Source organism: Paenibacillus sp. FSL K6-2524 (assembly GCF_038005525.1).
Classification (GTDB): Bacteria; Bacillota; Bacilli; order Paenibacillales; family Paenibacillaceae; genus Fontibacillus; species Fontibacillus anaericanus.
Genome location: NZ_JBBOSP010000001.1, coordinates 1,286,478 through 1,302,560, shown reverse-complemented (window position 1 = coordinate 1,302,560; position 16,083 = coordinate 1,286,478). Strand labels below are relative to the sequence as shown.

Genomic DNA, 16,083 nt, shown 5'->3' with positions numbered 1-16,083 from the left:
CTAAAGAAAAACGGTTTGCCTAGGATGAAGGGCAAACCATTTTGTGTTCCGAGGGAACCATTTATATGATTATATCACAGAATTCGATATCTATAATGAATCCTACGCCGTGGCGAATTGGCTATTATATAGCTGAGCATAATGCCCGCCTCGCTCTAATAATTCCTCGTGACTGCCACTTTCGACGACATCCCCATTCTTCATGTACAGGATCAGATCCGCCTCGCGGATCGTGGATAACCTGTGAGCAATCACAAAGCTGGTTCGTCCTTCGATCATCTTCAGGAATGCCTTTTGAATGCGGATTTCCGTCATCGTATCAATGCTGCTTGTAGCTTCATCTAAAATCAGCATCGGTGGGTCCACTAGCATGACACGTGCGATCGTGAGCAGTTGCTTCTGTCCTTGGGACAAGCTATCCCCTGTCCCACTAATTACTGTATCGTACCCCTGAGGCAAGCGTTTGATAAAGCTATGGGCATTGGCCGCTTTCGCAGCTGCAATGATCTCTTCCTCGGTTGCCCCCGGCTTACCGTATGCGATATTATCCCGTATGCTACCCGCAAATAACCAGGTATCCTGCAGCACCATCCCGAATTTCCGCCGCAAGCTATCACGAGTCATGTCGTTAATATTGATGCCATCAATTTCAATTGAGCCACCATCCACATCATAGAAACGCATCAACAGATTCACCAGTGTCGTCTTACCAGCACCTGTTTGTCCCACGATTGCGATCCGGGTGCCTGGCTTCACTACTAGACTGAAATCTGTAATCAAGGGGCGCTCCGGCACATAAGCAAACTTCACATGATTAAATGTGATCGTACCTGGAATGTTCTGCTCCACATCAACCGCATTCGCAGCATCCTGTACTTCCGGTGTTAGATCAAGTATGGCGAAAATACGTTGAGCCGAAGCTGTCGCCGATTGAAACTGGGTTAATACACCCGTAATTTCATTAAATGGTTTTGCAAAAAGGTTAGAATAGATAAGGAAACTGGACAAATCCCCCACCGACATTTTGGACAAAATAACCGCCAAGCTACCGATCATTGCTGTGACTGAGAAGGTTATGTTATTTACCAACCGAGTTGTCGGATTGGAAAGGGATCCATAGAACTGCGACTTTACACCCGCTTGATACAATTCCTCGTTCTTAGACTTAAATTGTTCAAAGGAACGATCTTCGTAATGAAATGCTTGCACGACTTTCCCGCCGCCTACCATCTCTTCTACATAGCCATTGAGACCGCCCAATATTTGGGCTTGTTCCCGAAATAGCGCCTGAGATCGCGTTGTTATAAACCTTGCTACAAAATACGTAACCGGTGCTGAGAGCAACACAACAAATGTCATCATTGGATTGATGAACAACATGAATCCTATCGCACCCGCAATGGTGATAATCCCCGTGAGTAGAGTAGAAATACCCTGCAGGAGTGCATCCGAGACAGCATCCATATCATTGACAAAGCGGCTGATGCTATCTCCATGAGGGTGATTATCGTGAAATTTCAGCGGTAGTACGTCCATGTGATGAAACAAATCGCCCCGCATATCATTCACGGTCTGGTAAGCAATACGGTTCGTTAAATAAGCTAACAGCCAACCAAACAAACTTCCTGTGAAATATACAATCCCCAAACCAATTAGTATTTTCGTGATACCGGGGAAATTGACGGTTCCGACTCCAAACATCTCGTCGATCGCACGACCGATCATAAACGGTCCAATTAGACTGGCAGCAACACTAAGAACAGCGCATACTATCGCCCAAAAAGCAGATTTTTTGTGTCGCCCTACATAAGTTAATAGCCTTTGCCAAGTTTCTTTGGTTCCCATTAGCCCACCTCCTGACTAGAGAGCTGAGAGAGACATATTTCCTTATATACGTCACAGCTCTGGAGCAGATCATCATGACGCCCTACACCAACAATATGTCCTTCATCAAAAACAATAATTTTGTCTGCATGCTGAACTGTACTTACACGTTGCGACACCAAAAGTAAGGTCATCCCGCCGCTGTACTCCCGGATTGCCCGTCTTAGAGCCGCATCTGTGGCATAATCAAGCGCACTAGAGGAGTCGTCCAGAATAAGAATCTCAGGTCTTGTAGCGACTGCACGTGCAATCGTTAAACGCTGTTTCTGACCACCTGATAAGTTCAGTCCGCCCCGGGATATCATCGTTTGATAGCCATCCGGCAGCTTAGTAATGAATTCATCTGCTTGCGCAATCTTTGCGGCAAGAATGACCTCTTCATCTGTAGCGTGTTCATTCCCCCAACGAATGTTATCCGCAATCGTCCCCGTAAAAAGCACAGCCTTTTGTGGGACGATACCGATTTTCTGGCGCAATTGGTGTAATGGATAATCTTTCACATTGATGCCGGCTACCCTCACTTTACCCACAGTTGCATCATAGAATCTCGGGATTAGATTAATAAACGTTGATTTGCCCATCCCCGTCCCGCCTATAATCCCTACGGTTTCGCCGTGGTTAATGACAACAGAAATGTCCGACAGGGCCTTCTCCCCTGTTGTACTATAACCAAAGGATACCCCCTCAAACTGGATCGCTGGAGGATTGGAATTGGCATCAGCAACGCCATCAGTAACACTCCCTGGATCTTGAACCGATGCCTGAACCGCCAATACTTCATTAATTCGTGCTGCGGAGGAAGATGCTTTGGTGAAAATTATGATCAAATTCGACACCACGATCAGAGCCAATAAAATTTGCGTAACATAATTTATAAACGCAATAATTTCACCTTGGGACAGTAAACCCTGATTAATATGTATACCTCCGACCCAGAGGATCGCAATTATGGCTCCATTCACTACGAGTGTGGTCATTGGACTCAGAAGTGCGGAGACACGGCCGACACGAATAGCGGTTTGTGTGATATCATCTGAAGCTTCATTGAAGCGTTGGCGCTCTGCTCTACTCTTAGCAAAAGCGCGAATGACTCTGACCCCGGTCAAGTTCTCACTCAAGACGAGCGCTATCTTATCCAACTTCTTCTGGTAGCTACGATAGAGTGGTGCTGACCGAGTAATGATGAGGTACAAAATAATGGCAAACACTGGCGTGGCAGCCAGTAGAACAAGCGATAATTTGAAATCAAGAATCATCGCCATAATAATGGCCCCGATACAAATAAACGGCGCACGGATCACAAGCCGAATTAACATCGCAACTGCGAGTTGAAGTTGGTTAACGTCATTCGTAACTCTGTTCACTAAGGACTGTGTTCCAAGCTGGTCCAGCTCAGCATAAGAAAGCTTCGAAATATGTTTGAACAACGTATTACGAAGCGTAGTACCAAAGCCTTGTGAGGCACGTGCGGCATAGTATTGGCAGACCATGGAACAGCCAAATCCCAGGATGGACATTAGCAGCATTAACCCACCCATCCTTAATACATAAGCTCTATCGCCTGCACCTATACCGTTATTAATAATCAGAGCTACAATCGTCGGCAGTAACAGTTCTAGTATCGCTTCAAACAACTTAAAAATGGGACCGATAATACTTTCTTTCCTGTACGGTTTCAAAAATGTCAAAAGCTTCAGCAAAGTTACCATCACCCAATCTAAATAATTATTGAATCTTTGATTATTCCCCTCGTTCCGTTATGATTATGACATACAATCTGACATATTAAAAATATCTGATTCATATCACTCATATACGAATTTCATATATATTGGAGGGACAGACCATGGACATCAGACAATTAAAATATTTTCTAGCCATAGCCGAGGAAGGCCAAATCACTTCAGCAGCTAAGAAACTGCAAATGGCTCAACCCCCGCTGAGCCAGCAGCTTAAGTTATTGGAAGAAGAGCTTGGGGTCAAGCTGGTAGAACGAGGTCCGAGAAGAATCCAACTTACCGAAGCCGGGGTCATTTTGCAGAATAGAGCCAAACAAATTCTTGAGCTGAGCGATTCTACTACCAGAGAGATTAAAGACCTGGTCAAAGGCCTGAAGGGAACCTTGTCCATAGGGACGGTGTCCTCGTCAGGTGCAACTCTTTTAAAAGACAGACTTTCTGAATTTCACCGAAACTATACGGGCGTTAAATTTGAGATTCATGAGGGTAACACCTTTATGATCATCGATCTTTTGAGTAAAGGAATTGTAGAGGTTGGTATTGTTAGGACTCCGTTTAATTTGTCTAATCTAGGCTGTAAATATGCGGAACCCGAACCCATGATCGCCGCTATGACCCGAGAGCATGATTGGAACCCCAGCAAGTCTACAATTGATGTCTCAGAATTAAAAGATAGACCACTCATTATCTACCGTAGGTTTGAGCCACTTATTCGTGAGACTTGTCTCAACCATGGCTTTGAACCTAATATTTTCTGCAAAAATGATGATGCACGTACAACACTCCTATGGGCCAATGCAGGACTCGGAGTTGGGATTGCGCCTAAGTCTGCCTTCGATCTAGCCAATACCGACAATCTTGTGTATAAAGAAATCCAAAGCGAAAATCTGCGCACGCAAATAGCAGCCATTTGGATGAAAGACAAATATCTCTCCTCCATGGCTGCTAAGTTTATAGAAAGCTTTAACCGGGGGTAACTTTTCTCCCCTATTTGAACCAGCCTTTCTCTTTGAAACGAGTGATGGCTTCAATCCGGTTGCCAACACCCAGTTTCTCGAGGATGACGGAAATATAATTTCGGACCGTACCCGTTGTGATATATAACTCCGTTGCGATCTCCTTCGTATTTTTCCCGTCGGCGATCAGTTCGAGCACTGCCTTCTCCCGCTCTGTTAACGGATTCTCTTCACTGTAGGCCTCATCCACCAAATCCGGTGCATAGATGCGACGACCTGCCATGATGCTGCGAATAGAGGTAGCTAGCTCCTCACTTGGACTATCTTTTAACAAGTAACCGCTAGCTCCAGCCTTGAGTGCACGCTCAAAATATCCTGGACGGGCAAAGGTAGTAAGGATCATGACTTTACATCCTAAACCCTTTAATTCCTCGGCTGCGTCTAATCCATTCTTAAGTGGCATCTCAATATCCATTATGCAAATGTCCGGTTTATGAAGATGTACTAATTTCACGGCATCCTCACCATTACTGGCCTTACCTACAACCGTCATATCCTCTTCCAAATCCAGCAGGGAAGCCAGAGCGCCCAGCAACATTCGCTGGTCCTCAGCAATTACGATCCTAATCATACCCCCGCCTCCTTTTCAGACTGTTCTAACTTTTCTGACTCTGACTTTTCCGATTTATCCGGTTTATTAGTAACGTTCGGTATTTTAATGATAATGCTTGTGCCATGATCCGCAACGAGTTCCAAACTTCCGTTCACAAACTCTAGTCGTTCTTTCATTCCGCGCAACCCACTCCCCCTGGAGAATGCGGACTCTCCCGCAATGCCGGTCCCATCGTCCTTTACCTTAATGACCAAATCCGTACGTGTCGATTCTATAGATATAGCACAGGACTTCGCACCACTATGTCTTACAACATTTGTGACCGCTTCTTTAAGACACATGCTGAGTACGTTCTCGTTTAAGAGGGAGGTATTGTCCAGTTTAGGGTCACCCTCCAAGGTGAAATTTATTTCCGCCGCTTTCAATATCTGACTCACCCGAAACACTTCGTCTTCTAATCTTGTGCCCCGCATTTGGGTAACCATTTCCCTTACTTCCTTCAGAGCCGTTCTAGCTGTCTGACTCACATCAATCAATTCATTGCGAGCCTTACCCGGGTCTATATCAATTAGTTTCCCTGCTAAATCACTCTTCAAACCAATTAATGAGAGCTTCTGACCCAAAGTATCGTGCAGATCACGAGCGATTCTCTGACGTTCTTCCAATTTAACCAACTCGGATATTCGCTTATTTGCATCCTCCAACTGTACTTGCAACCTGTCGCTCTTATTTCGATTGTAAGTAGTCACTGGAATGAGAATTACACCTATCATACTGACAAGAACAAAAGGTAACTGCGATATTACAACCGGATTCTGTGACACCAATCCATAATTGATGGTCACGAATGTGGTCACTAAATGAATAATGTACAGTGTAAGGAATCCAGCTTTATTTTTGATATTACCGATAAAAAAGGCTAAAAAGAATGAGAAATAAACATACCCAAACACCAAGGTCATCGTGATGGAGATCAATATCTGTACACTCGTCCAAAAGTAGACGAGCCATCCCTTAGAAATAAAGGAAAGCACATAGCAGAGGAAAAATCCCACAATCATGGCGCTACCTAAGATGACCGAATACGTAGAGGAAAGACGGAATATGAAATAAAAAGGGAGGATGTAGAAAACCACCCACACATACGGGCTAAGACCAGTACTCCTGTGTAAAATCTGATACCAACTCTGCATGGAGTGCCCTCCCCCCTTGTCTTTCGTTATTTAATTGTATAGTAACACACTGGGTCATCGGCATGGAATGCTTCTATACTTGCTACTTGCCCTCTGATCTAAGGTCGGGACGTGGAGTTAACACTTCTGCGACTACTGCACTTGGCTTCCTAACGAGTTTCCTCACATCTTTAAAACTAACAAAAGTTTTCGTACGTTCATCCCACAACCGGAATCGTAACGATTGTAAGCTAGTGCTGATTGTAATCGTCGTTGCTTTCTGCAGCGGCGGTGTAGCATTATGGGCCTTCTCTAAATTATAGTTAGGGACTTTCGGACTCAAATGATGAACATGATGGAAGCCGATATTTCCAGTAATCCATTGCAATAGTGTAGGCAACTTATAATAAGAGCTGCCCTCTACAGCTGCATTAATGTAACTCCATTCCTCGTCATGTTCGAAATATGATTCTTCAAATTGGTGCTGTACATAGAATAACCAGATGCCAAGCATCCCAGATACGAAGAAGATCGGAGCTTGAATCATGACAAAGGCTTGCCAACCAATAGCCCAGCACAGCAATGCGTATAGAGCAACAATTGCAATATTGGTAACATGCGTATTGATTCGCTCCTTACGTTTCGCCCCTTTATGGTTAAAGCGGTAAGAAAATAAAAATATAGCTATAGGGCCTACTCCAAACATAATAATTGGATTCCGATAAATCCGGTAAGCTAGACGACGCCAAAAGGAAGCTTCGGCGTATTCTTCTACGGTAAGCACCCACATATCCCCTGTGCCCCGTTTATCTAGATTGCTACTTGTCGCATGATGAATCGAATGACTATGTTTCCATTGCTGATACGGGCAAAGTGTAATTACCCCCGTAATCGTACCCAGGATCTCATTAGCCAGCCGGCTCTTGAAGAACGATTGGTGACAGCAATCATGAAATATGATAAAAGTCCGGACTACAAACCCGGAAGCGATAATTGTAATAGGAAGGGTCAACCAATAAGATACAGAAAGACTTAAATAAGCAGCATACCAGAGCAGCACTAAAGGCACCAAGGTATTGATTAGCTGACGCACACTCGACTTCGTATCAATTTTTTCATAGGGAGCCATGTTCTTTTTTAAAGTGGACAGGTTAGGTGATTGAGCCATTGTATGTTTTCCTCCTCTAAGTGACGAGCTTTGAACGTGATCGAACTACAATTTCATTGTTATATCTCCATTGTAGAGAAGTTCCGTCATGCGCAGTAGTCATAAACGTCAAGTGGGAAGTATGACAAATGTCACATAGGGAAATGCATTGGAAGGAGCGAAGGAACCATCGAATTGATTCTTCATACAAAAGGACCTGGTTGATAACCAGGTTCTTGATGATGATAAGGTCTTTGATGATGGCTGGGGCGTTGCTGATGACCAGGTCCTTGCTGATGGCCGGGGCGTTGCTGATGACCAGATTCTTGTTGATAGCGAGGTCGCTGTTGTTGACCTGAGTCTTGTTGATAGCTGGAATTTCTCCCGCTAATGTGATTTGTCCCCCACCCAAAGATGGATTAACTGGAATTTCTCCGTTTAATAGGTGCTTGGAAGCTATAATGACCCAGAATCAGTTGTATTAACAGGACAATTTCCATTTAATTAGCGAAACAGTAGCTTTCCCAAACAAATACATGGAGAAATTCCCGCTAAATTACTATCAGCATCGACATCCTACAGCTATACTATCCACCGGTTATTTAACTGCCTATTTCGACGCCTACCTATTTGGACACTTCTCTATTTCGATGCCTACCTATTTCGACACATTCCTATTTCGACGCTTTCCCAAATAAGGACAGGTTCTTGTTCGAACCGTTATCTAGTATACGATGGAAATTCCGTCCTCCGAGCCAGATGCAAAATATCGAAATTGGGATGGTAATCAGCACTAGAAATCCAAGCCTTCCCCATAATAGAGGTTGATCCATACCCATGACTGGCTCTGAATAGAAATACGATTTCACTCTTAAATTTGGCGTGAGAATTAACCAATACAACGGAATTAACAGTATGGATAATAGTGGTGACCGAATCGAAAAGTACACAAGCTGTAACAATGATAATGAGAGGATGATGAGGACTATATTCAGCGTTAAGGAGTAAACATTCCAAGGTAAGGCTTCCAATAAGAACTCTCCGTTTGTTTTGCCGACCAAGAAAGCAACGAATACACCAACCCAGAAGGAAATCGTTAAAGATAGCATATATCGAACGGTTACCATGAATACTGCTGTGATATGAGATAATAGTAAGCGGCTACGATGCATGGGGAATCCTAACCACCACACAAAGTTTTTACGTTCGATTAAGGCTCGATTCATACTCAACAGTACGGCGAATAGTACTGGGAACATGTATATATTAGTTAAAATCCCGTACGCTATTAATGGTTCTTGAGCCGCAAAAAAGGCAACCACCACACATAATATCATGGATACTCCTACTAGAATGCGAGCCCATAATTTCGATTCATAATATCGAAACCTCGAACGATCCAACTGGTACAATGCCGCAAATCCACGACTCTTGCAGTACACTCCATTATGTTCAGCACTATGTTCAGCACTACGTTCAGTTCTCAGTTCGATTCTCTGCTCTGTCTTCTGTCTGTCCTTTGATGCTACCGCTTGATTTCCTTTGCCCTCATTGGCACTCAATATACGTATATCACCAAAGGATCTAATCCCTCTTCTTGCAATAAGACGTATCAAACCATATGCCAGCGGCCAGCCAATCACGACAATCCATACACAATAAGGCAACACATACGGCGGTGATATCATCCATAAGTCAGATTGCTCCAAAGAAATGATTATGCCGAAAAGCATAAATGGTAGAAGAAAGCCTATACAGTAAGGAATCAATACCCACCTAGCCCAGCCACTGTACATGAGACAGAGCGATATACCATAGACTACCGCAATCGGAGCTGATACAACAATGAATAGTATGTAAACTAAGATCATAGACAGTAGCGTCCTCACTGATAATTCGTCTATCGTCCCCATCCATACTTTCAGGCCATAAATACCCGTGCTTATAAGTAGCACCCCAGCCCCAATCCAATAACTTACCCGAGTCAGCCCCATCACCTTGGATATCGTAAGTAACATACGAGAGTGCGGAAGTGTAAGCCACCATTCCCGATACTTCGAGGTCCATAACTTCCCAACATGAACGATAGAAACAATCATGCTGATAGCCAGTGCGCATACAGTTCCTGCTGCAAAGATGGCCTGCGGATTAGAAATCTCTAGATCTAGAAAAGCTCCTCCTATGACCAAAAATGCTATAACCAATAGTGCTGACAATATGTTTCGTCTACTTATTCTAGGCATCAAAGCACGAAATTCATATTGTGCTAATAGTTTAAAGGTGCTCATGCAAACACTTCCCTGTAACAGGATTCCACAGATTTCCCGTGCTGTCGAAGCTGCTCTACATCTTCGACACTTTTGATTTGTCCGTCCCCGATTAACACTAACCGGTCAAACAGCATCTCCATCTCTCTGATATCATGGGTGGCAATCAAAAAAGTTCGTTCCCCATCTCCCATTTCAGCAACAACAGTCGAGGCGATCTGTTCCCTTGAAATCAAATCGACGCCCGTAAATGGTTCATCGAGTATGATTAAGGGTGCTGTTCGAGATAAGCAGGTCAGAAGCTGTAGTCTGGCTTCCTCCCCACGAGACATTGCTGAAATGCTTGTATCCAAATTGATCTTCAAGCGTTCTATGAGTTGTTTCGCGCTCTGCTCATTCCAATCGGGGTAAATCCCTGCGGCAAAAGATAACCACTGCTCAGCCGTTAACCATCCCGGTAAGCTCCCTCGGTCAGGTAACAGTGACAACTTCCCCAGCATTTTTTCTCCGGCTGGTTGTCCGAATACTTGAACTGTTCCCGAATCCTGTGAAGAAAGTCCAGCAATCATGCGCAACAGAGAGGACTTCCCAGCTCCATTGGGACCTAGCAATCCCGTGATCGATCCCTTAGGAATCTCAAAGCTTACCTGATCCAAAATCATCTTCTTCTTCATCTTAAAACTTACTTCATGGCACCGAACGGCGGCCTCTTCACCAAGTTCTATGAGAGGAGATATCACAGCATGTGTACCCATCTTTATTCCTCCTGTTCTGCTAATTCAATCATTTCTTGCACAGATAATCCGAGGGATATGGCCATTTCCTTGAATTGTTGAACGGCTTCCTTCGCCATGACTTTACGTGCTTCCAGTATCATTGCCTCTTCATTTGTAACGAACGTCCCTTGACCACGATAGGTCACGATAAGCCCCATCCTCTCTAACTCCTGATAGGTTCTGGCTGCCGTTGTCGGATTCACTCTTCTGCCCGCAGCAAAATCTCGAACCGAAGGCAAACGTAACCCAGTTGGAAGAAGGCCACGGACAATCCGTGCCGTAATCTGCTCCACAAACTGTTCGTAGATCGGACGAGAAGGATTAACAACAAAATCCTCCGGCAGCAGCATAGGCTCATCTTTCATTCCTTCAACTCCACTCTGGCAGTTCCTTGCCTATTATTGTAGTGCGTGTATGGATACATACCATACACTTTGTGAATGTAGTGTACCACTAAGAGCCATACACTTTCAAGGGTTATTTTCCCAGAAAAAGATACAGAATTTAACAAATTATACCGATATAGATACTAATAAACTGATTTTCTAGTGGAGGATTATTACACATGAAGCGTATTAGGGTTACGGAGATGATTATCAAGGAGAATATGTTAAAGTTTTTTATGTGGTTTTTAATTCTGTGTATTTTTACGATCGTAGCCATACAACCTATTCGAAATACCCTTGGACTCGGTATCGGATTGTTAGGGTTCAAAGACTCCATACATAGTAGTGAAGATCTGCAACAACAATTTGAGAAGAAGTATAAAGGTCTGATTACATTTACGACGGATACGATATATGATACCGGCTACAGATTGTACGAAGATGGGAGTATGTCTACCGAGGTGGAAGAGTACAGTGATGATCTCAAATCTGCTTATGTCTTAGCTAAAATCGATGATCAGGAGGATCAATACGTAACTATCGAAGTACCTCCCGATTTCATCAACAAATATATCACCACAGAACCCCATACATTCACTGGTTATGTGATGAATCTTGAACCTTAGTCTCCTGCGCTGACCGAAAATATAGATAATCCTCCTATGGACAGAGAGGAAATGTCTGAGCTGATTCTTCCTTATGCCATCCAAGCAAACACTTCATTTATAATCATTCAAGGATTATTTCTACAATTGGCATGGATCATAATTTTCTTTTTTACCCTGCGTAGATTGGTCTATCTTCTCCTCCCTCGGTTAAGTAATGTGGGACGCGCAGTAGCACTATATGGCAAATATGATCGTGTTAAGGCTGAAATTGAGAGCGAGCTCTGTCATGAAGTTCGGTTTACAACGGGGAATATTATTATCACAAAATCATGGCTGGTTAATATCCATAAGCTCTATCCTGTCATCATCTCGTTGGACAAGATTGTCTGGATCTATGCTGATGCCAAGCATATAGATTTAAAAGGTATACCTGTACGTAAATTACACTATCTATCTGTAAAAACCTCACTCAAAAAATCATACCGTGTGATGATGGGGGATAAAGTCGAGCTTGAAGATGTCGCATCCAATCTGGTTGAGCAATACCCCTATATCGTAAGTGGCTTCCATCGTCAGATAAGATCCATGTGGAAAAAGAACCCCGATGCACTTATCGCGAATATTTTCTCACGAAAGTAACATACAGGGCTCTAATATTAGGCTGTTATAGTCTTAGTATAGTTGTCTCATGCTTATTGCACGGTATCGTTACTACCGCAACATTTTTTGTATTTCTTGTTACTTCCACAGGAGCAAGGATCATTACGTCCAACTTTAACACGTGTTACTGGTACAGGGGTTTTCCCATTGGTCGATGTTGTATTGGGCGATATGGAAATTGGCGGTGTAGTAATGTTTGGAATTGTAGCATGAGGCTCATGGACCTGGTCCTCTACAAGAAGACTGAGCATTTCCTGCTTAACAGCACTAGCCTTCTGATGCAACCCTAGTTCTGCATAAAGATCCTCAAGTCGTTCCAAGACGTAATACCGATCTTTGAGTCCCTCAACTTCCAGGGCTTGCTCTAATATCTGTACCGCCTTTTCACTATTCTTCTGTTGTCCCAGGGCCAATACCCCATAATGATCGGACCATCTAATCCAACCCCAGCCGGAATAAGGATACGCCGTAAGCTGCTCACGGAAAGACTTCTCCCCTTGTTCCGGCTGCCCCAAATCAAAATAAGACTCCGAAATCGCCCACTTCAGCAATTCTATATCGGGATTACTCTGATCCCTGAACCTAGTAATATATTCACTACAAAAGTTAATTCTCTTCTGGGCAAAACTGCGCTCATCTCTCGATGCATTGCCTAACTCCATTTCAAAATCAGAACTCCAGGTAGAAATCCGTTTCTCTTGTTCAAAAAAGGCCTCGTCCAACTCTTCGATGCTAAGATTAGTTTCGTTATCGATCAACGTGCGCATTTTATCCCAAAGTTGCCCCCAGATCGTGATTGCCGCCAAAGAAATTCCTTCCAGCGAGTAATCGTAGCCTTCTTTCATCAATCCAGCCCATTCATTCTTAATCTCATTATTTAAAGTAAAGGTTTCCATACGTCATTCACACTCCTATCTGTATTACAAAATTCAAGAAAATAATTCCAATGGAAGCTAACAATGCTAAGGATACTAAAAAAACTGACGCCGCTAGTACCGACGTCAGTTAGTTGCCTATAACTTACTTGTACAACAAAGCCACTAAATGAGAGTCTCTCATCAAGGTTGTATCACTTAGCCGTAAACTTTGTCGAAGATCTCTTCTACTTGGGGTAGAATAGCATCCCAGTTAGCGTCAGCTTTCTTGCTAATCGTAACGAAGTCTTTGATCCCGAAGATATTATCGACACCTTCTACGCTAAGTAGTGCTTTAGCCAACGGATGTTCTGTTTCATCGCCAACTTTCAGAGATGTACTTCTAGGACCTTCAAATATAGTTTCACTCGTGCTGATCTTGATAGCATTAGGGTTCGGTGTATTCTGAACATTAATTTGAATTGCCATGATATCACTCCTTCCTATTTTTTCGATAAGGACGTCCATGTCGCTTCTAACCACTTATCAAACTCATCGCCCTTGTTACCTTCATACGTATCATAAATATCAATTCTCATCTTCTTCAACTTCTCTTTGAACTCTTCATAAGTATGGCCTTCAGGCAAACTTTTCTTAATTCTTACTAAGATTTTAGTTAAACCTTTGATCAATTCTCCTTTATTCTTCGCAGGCAATTGAACAGGTTGACCAAATCTCTTGAGATTATGATAAGCAGCCTCTTGAACTCGATAGACAGAATCGTTAGCCATGATTCGAGTTAACAGATCGATAGTTTGTTGGTTATTCCATTGACTCTGACCTAGCTCTTCAACTGCCTCTAAACGTTCTCTCCAATTCGCATTACGATTGGCGGATTTTTTGAGATCCTCATACGTTACAGGTACTTCAATAATTTCTTCTTCTTGATTCAAAATATTCAATCTCCTTCTAATTTTCATTTAAACTTTCGTTAGCCGCCTTAGCTGCATTTTCCTTTTCCTTCTTTACACCTTTGCTAACATAAGGTTTCGGAGCATTCTTGGCTCTGTTAGCAGCAGCCTGCCAACGATTCCAGCCTTTCTTGCCTGTCCCTCTACCGGTTCCACCTTTAGCTTTACTCAAATAATCACTCCGTTATTGGTTGTTATATGTGAGAGTTATCTACTCTTTGTTAGTTGTATCCACTTTGTCTGGATATTTACCCAAGTATGATGAAATATACAACATCGGCTCCAATATGTACAGGAAAAGGCAATTTTACTGTCATATCAGCAGTGTTAATTCAGTGAATTATCGCATATTTTTCGCCCATTAACAAGAAGTAGTAAGTCACCCGACTTAATATTTATCAGTAACGGCTCCCAGAACAGCTCCCCTAACATAAGGTTGCCCACTCAGGATTTGTAACTCCTTCGCATTTCCCGTAAGAACAACACCGAGAATCCGAATGTCACTCTTGTCTGGTTTCGCTTTATCTCCTTTTAAATAATTATTTATCCGATTGAACTCATACTGATATCTACCCTCTAACCCTTGCCCTAATGCATCAATAAAATTCTGTTCATTCACTTCGGGTCCATCTAGGTTGATACCGAATCCGAATAGATAATTATCACCTTCCGGGACAGCATAGCTCATATTCCCATTTCCATCCTCGAAAGGTTCGTAATATTTTTTATTATCATAGGTATCTACCCAATACCACACTTGTGTTAGTTCTGCAGGGATCATCGCCCTTACCTCGGCAAGTGAATATTCCTTATCAAAGGAAATGGCCATCTCAACTAACTTGTCTTGATCCATCTGCTCGAGAGTAGGTAAATCATTTAATATCTTGTCATTATAGTTCACCCCTGGGATGTAATAAGCCATATTCCGCTGTCCATTATACCCGTTATAATTACGGTAATATTCGAATTTTTCTTGGACCATCTTAGGATCAGGCAACGGTATATTTAACCCCTGGGTATTACCACCGACATTGGTAAAGGATAAGAATGGAACAACATTATAGACAGTCTTCTTTGTTTGCCAAGGAATAGGTACGCCTTCCACGACTTTGTACATGTTAATTTCCACTCTACCAGACAAGAAGCCACTTTCACCTGTAATTCCTGAAATATATTGATTGGGTCCACTGATACGCTTGAGAGTATACTCATCGTTCATTAGTTGTGAAGAGCTCCTACTTATAAGCTGAACATTAACAATTGCCCCAACGAATAAAACCACGATCGCTACAATTAAAGAAATGATGATGTTACGGATAGTCGTTCTTCGTTTTGCTCTTTTGATTACTTTCGAAAGACTTTTATCATCTTGATCTTCCCATGGTGCGCTCATTCCACATCACCTCTATACCTTCTCTGAAATTGTTTGCGTGCTTGAAATAACCCTGATTTAACATTCTCGACCTTTACCCCAAGCAAATCGGATATTTCCTGATAAGATAACTCCAATTCATACTTCATAATTAATAGTTGTTTATGATGAGGTAAGAGGTCGGCGAGAACGGAATCAATATCTTCCCGTTTCTCTTGTTGTAACAGCTTGTCTTCTGGTAGATCCATATCCGCGATCTGAACCGATTCAATAGGGACTTGAATCCATTTGTTACGGCGGCATAGATCATAGTAGCGGTTGATTGCAACCTTGTATAACCACGCACTGAATTTATTTGCTTCAATAGATCCAATGTATAAGAAGGCTTTATAGACGGTATCTTGGACAATATCTTCCGCGTCAGCCGGATTAGCACCCAAACGTATTAGGTATTTTCTTATTTCGGTTAACTTAGGTTGGAGTATTTGATGCAGCTGCCCGGGCTCCATTCTTCACCTCCCTTCACTGGTATAACGAACATGTGTCCCAAATGTTATAAGGCAATAAAAAAAGGCTCATACTATTGAGCCTTCATGAATGAAATGCTTGAAGATATTTAGGTTTTCTTTTCTCAAGAGACTCATTTTACCATGCTATTCCACCTGATAGTTTAATAAA

At 42.7% G+C, this 16,083-nt stretch carries 17 protein-coding genes; 3 read left to right on the top strand and 14 right to left on the bottom strand.

The window, feature by feature from the left end:
* Nucleotides 1-102: 102 nt before the first annotated feature.
* Nucleotides 103-1,845, bottom strand: coding sequence for an ABC transporter ATP-binding protein (locus tag NST85_RS05720; protein WP_341188793.1), 1,743 nt, complete (start codon nt 1,843-1,845; stop codon nt 103-105).
* A complete protein-coding gene (locus tag NST85_RS05715) occupies nt 1,845-3,593 on the bottom strand; it encodes an ABC transporter ATP-binding protein (protein ID WP_425464371.1) in 1,749 nt (582 codons plus the stop codon). The genes NST85_RS05720 and NST85_RS05715 overlap by 1 nt, the downstream gene beginning before the upstream one ends.
* A gap of 137 nt (nt 3,594-3,730) precedes the next feature.
* Between NST85_RS05715 and NST85_RS05710 the strand changes: the two genes are divergently transcribed.
* Nucleotides 3,731-4,600 carry a LysR family transcriptional regulator gene (locus tag NST85_RS05710; protein ID WP_127195062.1) on the top strand — a complete coding sequence of 290 codons (870 nt, stop codon included), beginning with the start codon at nt 3,731-3,733 and terminating at the stop codon, nt 4,598-4,600.
* A gap of 10 nt (nt 4,601-4,610) precedes the next feature.
* Here the strand turns inward: NST85_RS05710 and NST85_RS05705 are convergent, their stop codons facing one another.
* The 6 genes from NST85_RS05705 to NST85_RS05680 form a co-directional block, all read right to left on the bottom strand.
* Nucleotides 4,611-5,210, bottom strand: coding sequence for a response regulator transcription factor (locus NST85_RS05705; RefSeq protein WP_127195063.1), 600 nt, complete (start codon nt 5,208-5,210; stop codon nt 4,611-4,613).
* Entirely contained in the window at nt 5,207-6,385 is a 1,179-nt protein-coding gene (locus NST85_RS05700) for a sensor histidine kinase (protein ID WP_127195064.1), read from the bottom strand. The genes NST85_RS05705 and NST85_RS05700 overlap by 4 nt, the downstream gene beginning before the upstream one ends.
* Nucleotides 6,386-6,467: 82 nt before the next feature.
* Nucleotides 6,468-7,532, bottom strand: coding sequence for a fatty acid desaturase (locus NST85_RS05695; RefSeq protein WP_127195065.1), 1,065 nt, complete (start codon nt 7,530-7,532; stop codon nt 6,468-6,470).
* 653 nt (nt 7,533-8,185) lie between these two features.
* A complete protein-coding gene (locus NST85_RS05690) occupies nt 8,186-9,799 on the bottom strand; it encodes a hypothetical protein (RefSeq protein WP_127195066.1) in 1,614 nt (537 codons plus the stop codon).
* The gene (locus NST85_RS05685) at nt 9,796-10,533 is read right to left on the bottom strand and encodes an ABC transporter ATP-binding protein (RefSeq protein ID WP_211350321.1); all 738 of its coding nucleotides are present in this window, start codon (nt 10,531-10,533) and stop codon (nt 9,796-9,798) included. The genes NST85_RS05690 and NST85_RS05685 overlap by 4 nt, the downstream gene beginning before the upstream one ends.
* Nucleotides 10,534-10,535: 2 nt before the next feature.
* On the bottom strand, nt 10,536-10,919 hold the full coding sequence (locus NST85_RS05680; RefSeq protein ID WP_127195067.1) for a GntR family transcriptional regulator: 384 nt from the start codon (nt 10,917-10,919) through the stop codon (nt 10,536-10,538).
* A gap of 200 nt (nt 10,920-11,119) precedes the next feature.
* Here NST85_RS05680 and NST85_RS05675 point away from each other — a divergent pair, with 200 nt between their 5' ends.
* Both NST85_RS05675 and NST85_RS05670 read left to right on the top strand, forming a co-directional pair.
* Nucleotides 11,120-11,566, top strand: a complete 447-nt coding sequence (locus NST85_RS05675) for a hypothetical protein (RefSeq protein WP_127195068.1) — start codon at nt 11,120-11,122, stop codon at nt 11,564-11,566.
* 36 nt (nt 11,567-11,602) lie between these two features.
* Nucleotides 11,603-12,187 carry a DUF6709 family protein gene (locus NST85_RS05670; protein ID WP_341188792.1) on the top strand — a complete coding sequence of 195 codons (585 nt, stop codon included), beginning with the start codon at nt 11,603-11,605 and terminating at the stop codon, nt 12,185-12,187.
* Nucleotides 12,188-12,240: 53 nt separating this feature from the next.
* Here NST85_RS05670 and NST85_RS05665 read toward each other — a convergent pair whose 3' ends face one another.
* The 6 genes from NST85_RS05665 to NST85_RS05640 form a co-directional block, all read right to left on the bottom strand.
* Nucleotides 12,241-13,104 (bottom strand): SEC-C metal-binding domain-containing protein, encoded by an 864-nt coding sequence (locus tag NST85_RS05665; RefSeq protein ID WP_246054446.1) that lies wholly within the window; start codon nt 13,102-13,104, stop codon nt 12,241-12,243.
* Between the two features lie 177 nt (nt 13,105-13,281).
* Nucleotides 13,282-13,551, bottom strand: a complete 270-nt coding sequence (locus tag NST85_RS05660; RefSeq protein ID WP_127195070.1) for a NifU N-terminal domain-containing protein — start codon at nt 13,549-13,551, stop codon at nt 13,282-13,284.
* Between the two features lie 14 nt (nt 13,552-13,565).
* The gene (locus NST85_RS05655) at nt 13,566-14,015 is read right to left on the bottom strand and encodes a HEAT repeat domain-containing protein (RefSeq protein ID WP_246054447.1); all 450 of its coding nucleotides are present in this window, start codon (nt 14,013-14,015) and stop codon (nt 13,566-13,568) included.
* 16 nt (nt 14,016-14,031) lie between these two features.
* The gene (locus NST85_RS05650; protein ID WP_127195072.1) at nt 14,032-14,205 is read right to left on the bottom strand and encodes a DUF3934 family protein; all 174 of its coding nucleotides are present in this window, start codon (nt 14,203-14,205) and stop codon (nt 14,032-14,034) included.
* A gap of 216 nt (nt 14,206-14,421) precedes the next feature.
* Nucleotides 14,422-15,426 carry an anti-sigma factor gene (locus NST85_RS05645; protein WP_127195073.1) on the bottom strand — a complete coding sequence of 335 codons (1,005 nt, stop codon included), beginning with the start codon at nt 15,424-15,426 and terminating at the stop codon, nt 14,422-14,424.
* Nucleotides 15,423-15,914: an RNA polymerase sigma factor gene (locus NST85_RS05640; RefSeq protein WP_127195074.1), complete on the bottom strand. Its 492-nt coding sequence runs from the start codon at nt 15,912-15,914 to the stop codon at nt 15,423-15,425. Before NST85_RS05640 ends, NST85_RS05645 begins: the two co-directional genes overlap by 4 nt.
* Between the last annotated feature and the right edge of the window lie 169 nt (nt 15,915-16,083).

What these genes read in the sequence shown, in the direction of transcription:
- NST85_RS05720 (WP_341188793.1), bottom strand. Translation starts at nt 1,845, where the DNA reads ATGGGAACCAAAGAAACTTGGCAAAGGCTATTAACTTATGTAGGGCGA.
- NST85_RS05715 (WP_425464371.1), bottom strand. Translation starts at nt 3,593, where the DNA reads ATGGTAACTTTGCTGAAGCTTTTGACATTTTTGAAACCGTACAGGAAA.
- NST85_RS05710 (WP_127195062.1), top strand. Translation starts at nt 3,731, where the DNA reads ATGGACATCAGACAATTAAAATATTTTCTAGCCATAGCCGAGGAAGGC.
- NST85_RS05705 (WP_127195063.1), bottom strand. Translation starts at nt 5,210, where the DNA reads ATGATTAGGATCGTAATTGCTGAGGACCAGCGAATGTTGCTGGGCGCT.
- NST85_RS05700 (WP_127195064.1), bottom strand. Translation starts at nt 6,385, where the DNA reads ATGCAGAGTTGGTATCAGATTTTACACAGGAGTACTGGTCTTAGCCCG.
- NST85_RS05695 (WP_127195065.1), bottom strand. Translation starts at nt 7,532, where the DNA reads ATGGCTCAATCACCTAACCTGTCCACTTTAAAAAAGAACATGGCTCCC.
- NST85_RS05690 (WP_127195066.1), bottom strand. Translation starts at nt 9,799, where the DNA reads ATGAGCACCTTTAAACTATTAGCACAATATGAATTTCGTGCTTTGATG.
- NST85_RS05685 (WP_211350321.1), bottom strand. Translation starts at nt 10,533, where the DNA reads ATGGGTACACATGCTGTGATATCTCCTCTCATAGAACTTGGTGAAGAG.
- NST85_RS05680 (WP_127195067.1), bottom strand. Translation starts at nt 10,919, where the DNA reads ATGAAAGATGAGCCTATGCTGCTGCCGGAGGATTTTGTTGTTAATCCT.
- NST85_RS05675 (WP_127195068.1), top strand. Translation starts at nt 11,120, where the DNA reads ATGAAGCGTATTAGGGTTACGGAGATGATTATCAAGGAGAATATGTTA.
- NST85_RS05670 (WP_341188792.1), top strand. Translation starts at nt 11,603, where the DNA reads ATGGACAGAGAGGAAATGTCTGAGCTGATTCTTCCTTATGCCATCCAA.
- NST85_RS05665 (WP_246054446.1), bottom strand. Translation starts at nt 13,104, where the DNA reads ATGGAAACCTTTACTTTAAATAATGAGATTAAGAATGAATGGGCTGGA.
- NST85_RS05660 (WP_127195070.1), bottom strand. Translation starts at nt 13,551, where the DNA reads ATGGCAATTCAAATTAATGTTCAGAATACACCGAACCCTAATGCTATC.
- NST85_RS05645 (WP_127195073.1), bottom strand. Translation starts at nt 15,426, where the DNA reads ATGAGCGCACCATGGGAAGATCAAGATGATAAAAGTCTTTCGAAAGTA.
- NST85_RS05640 (WP_127195074.1), bottom strand. Translation starts at nt 15,914, where the DNA reads ATGGAGCCCGGGCAGCTGCATCAAATACTCCAACCTAAGTTAACCGAA.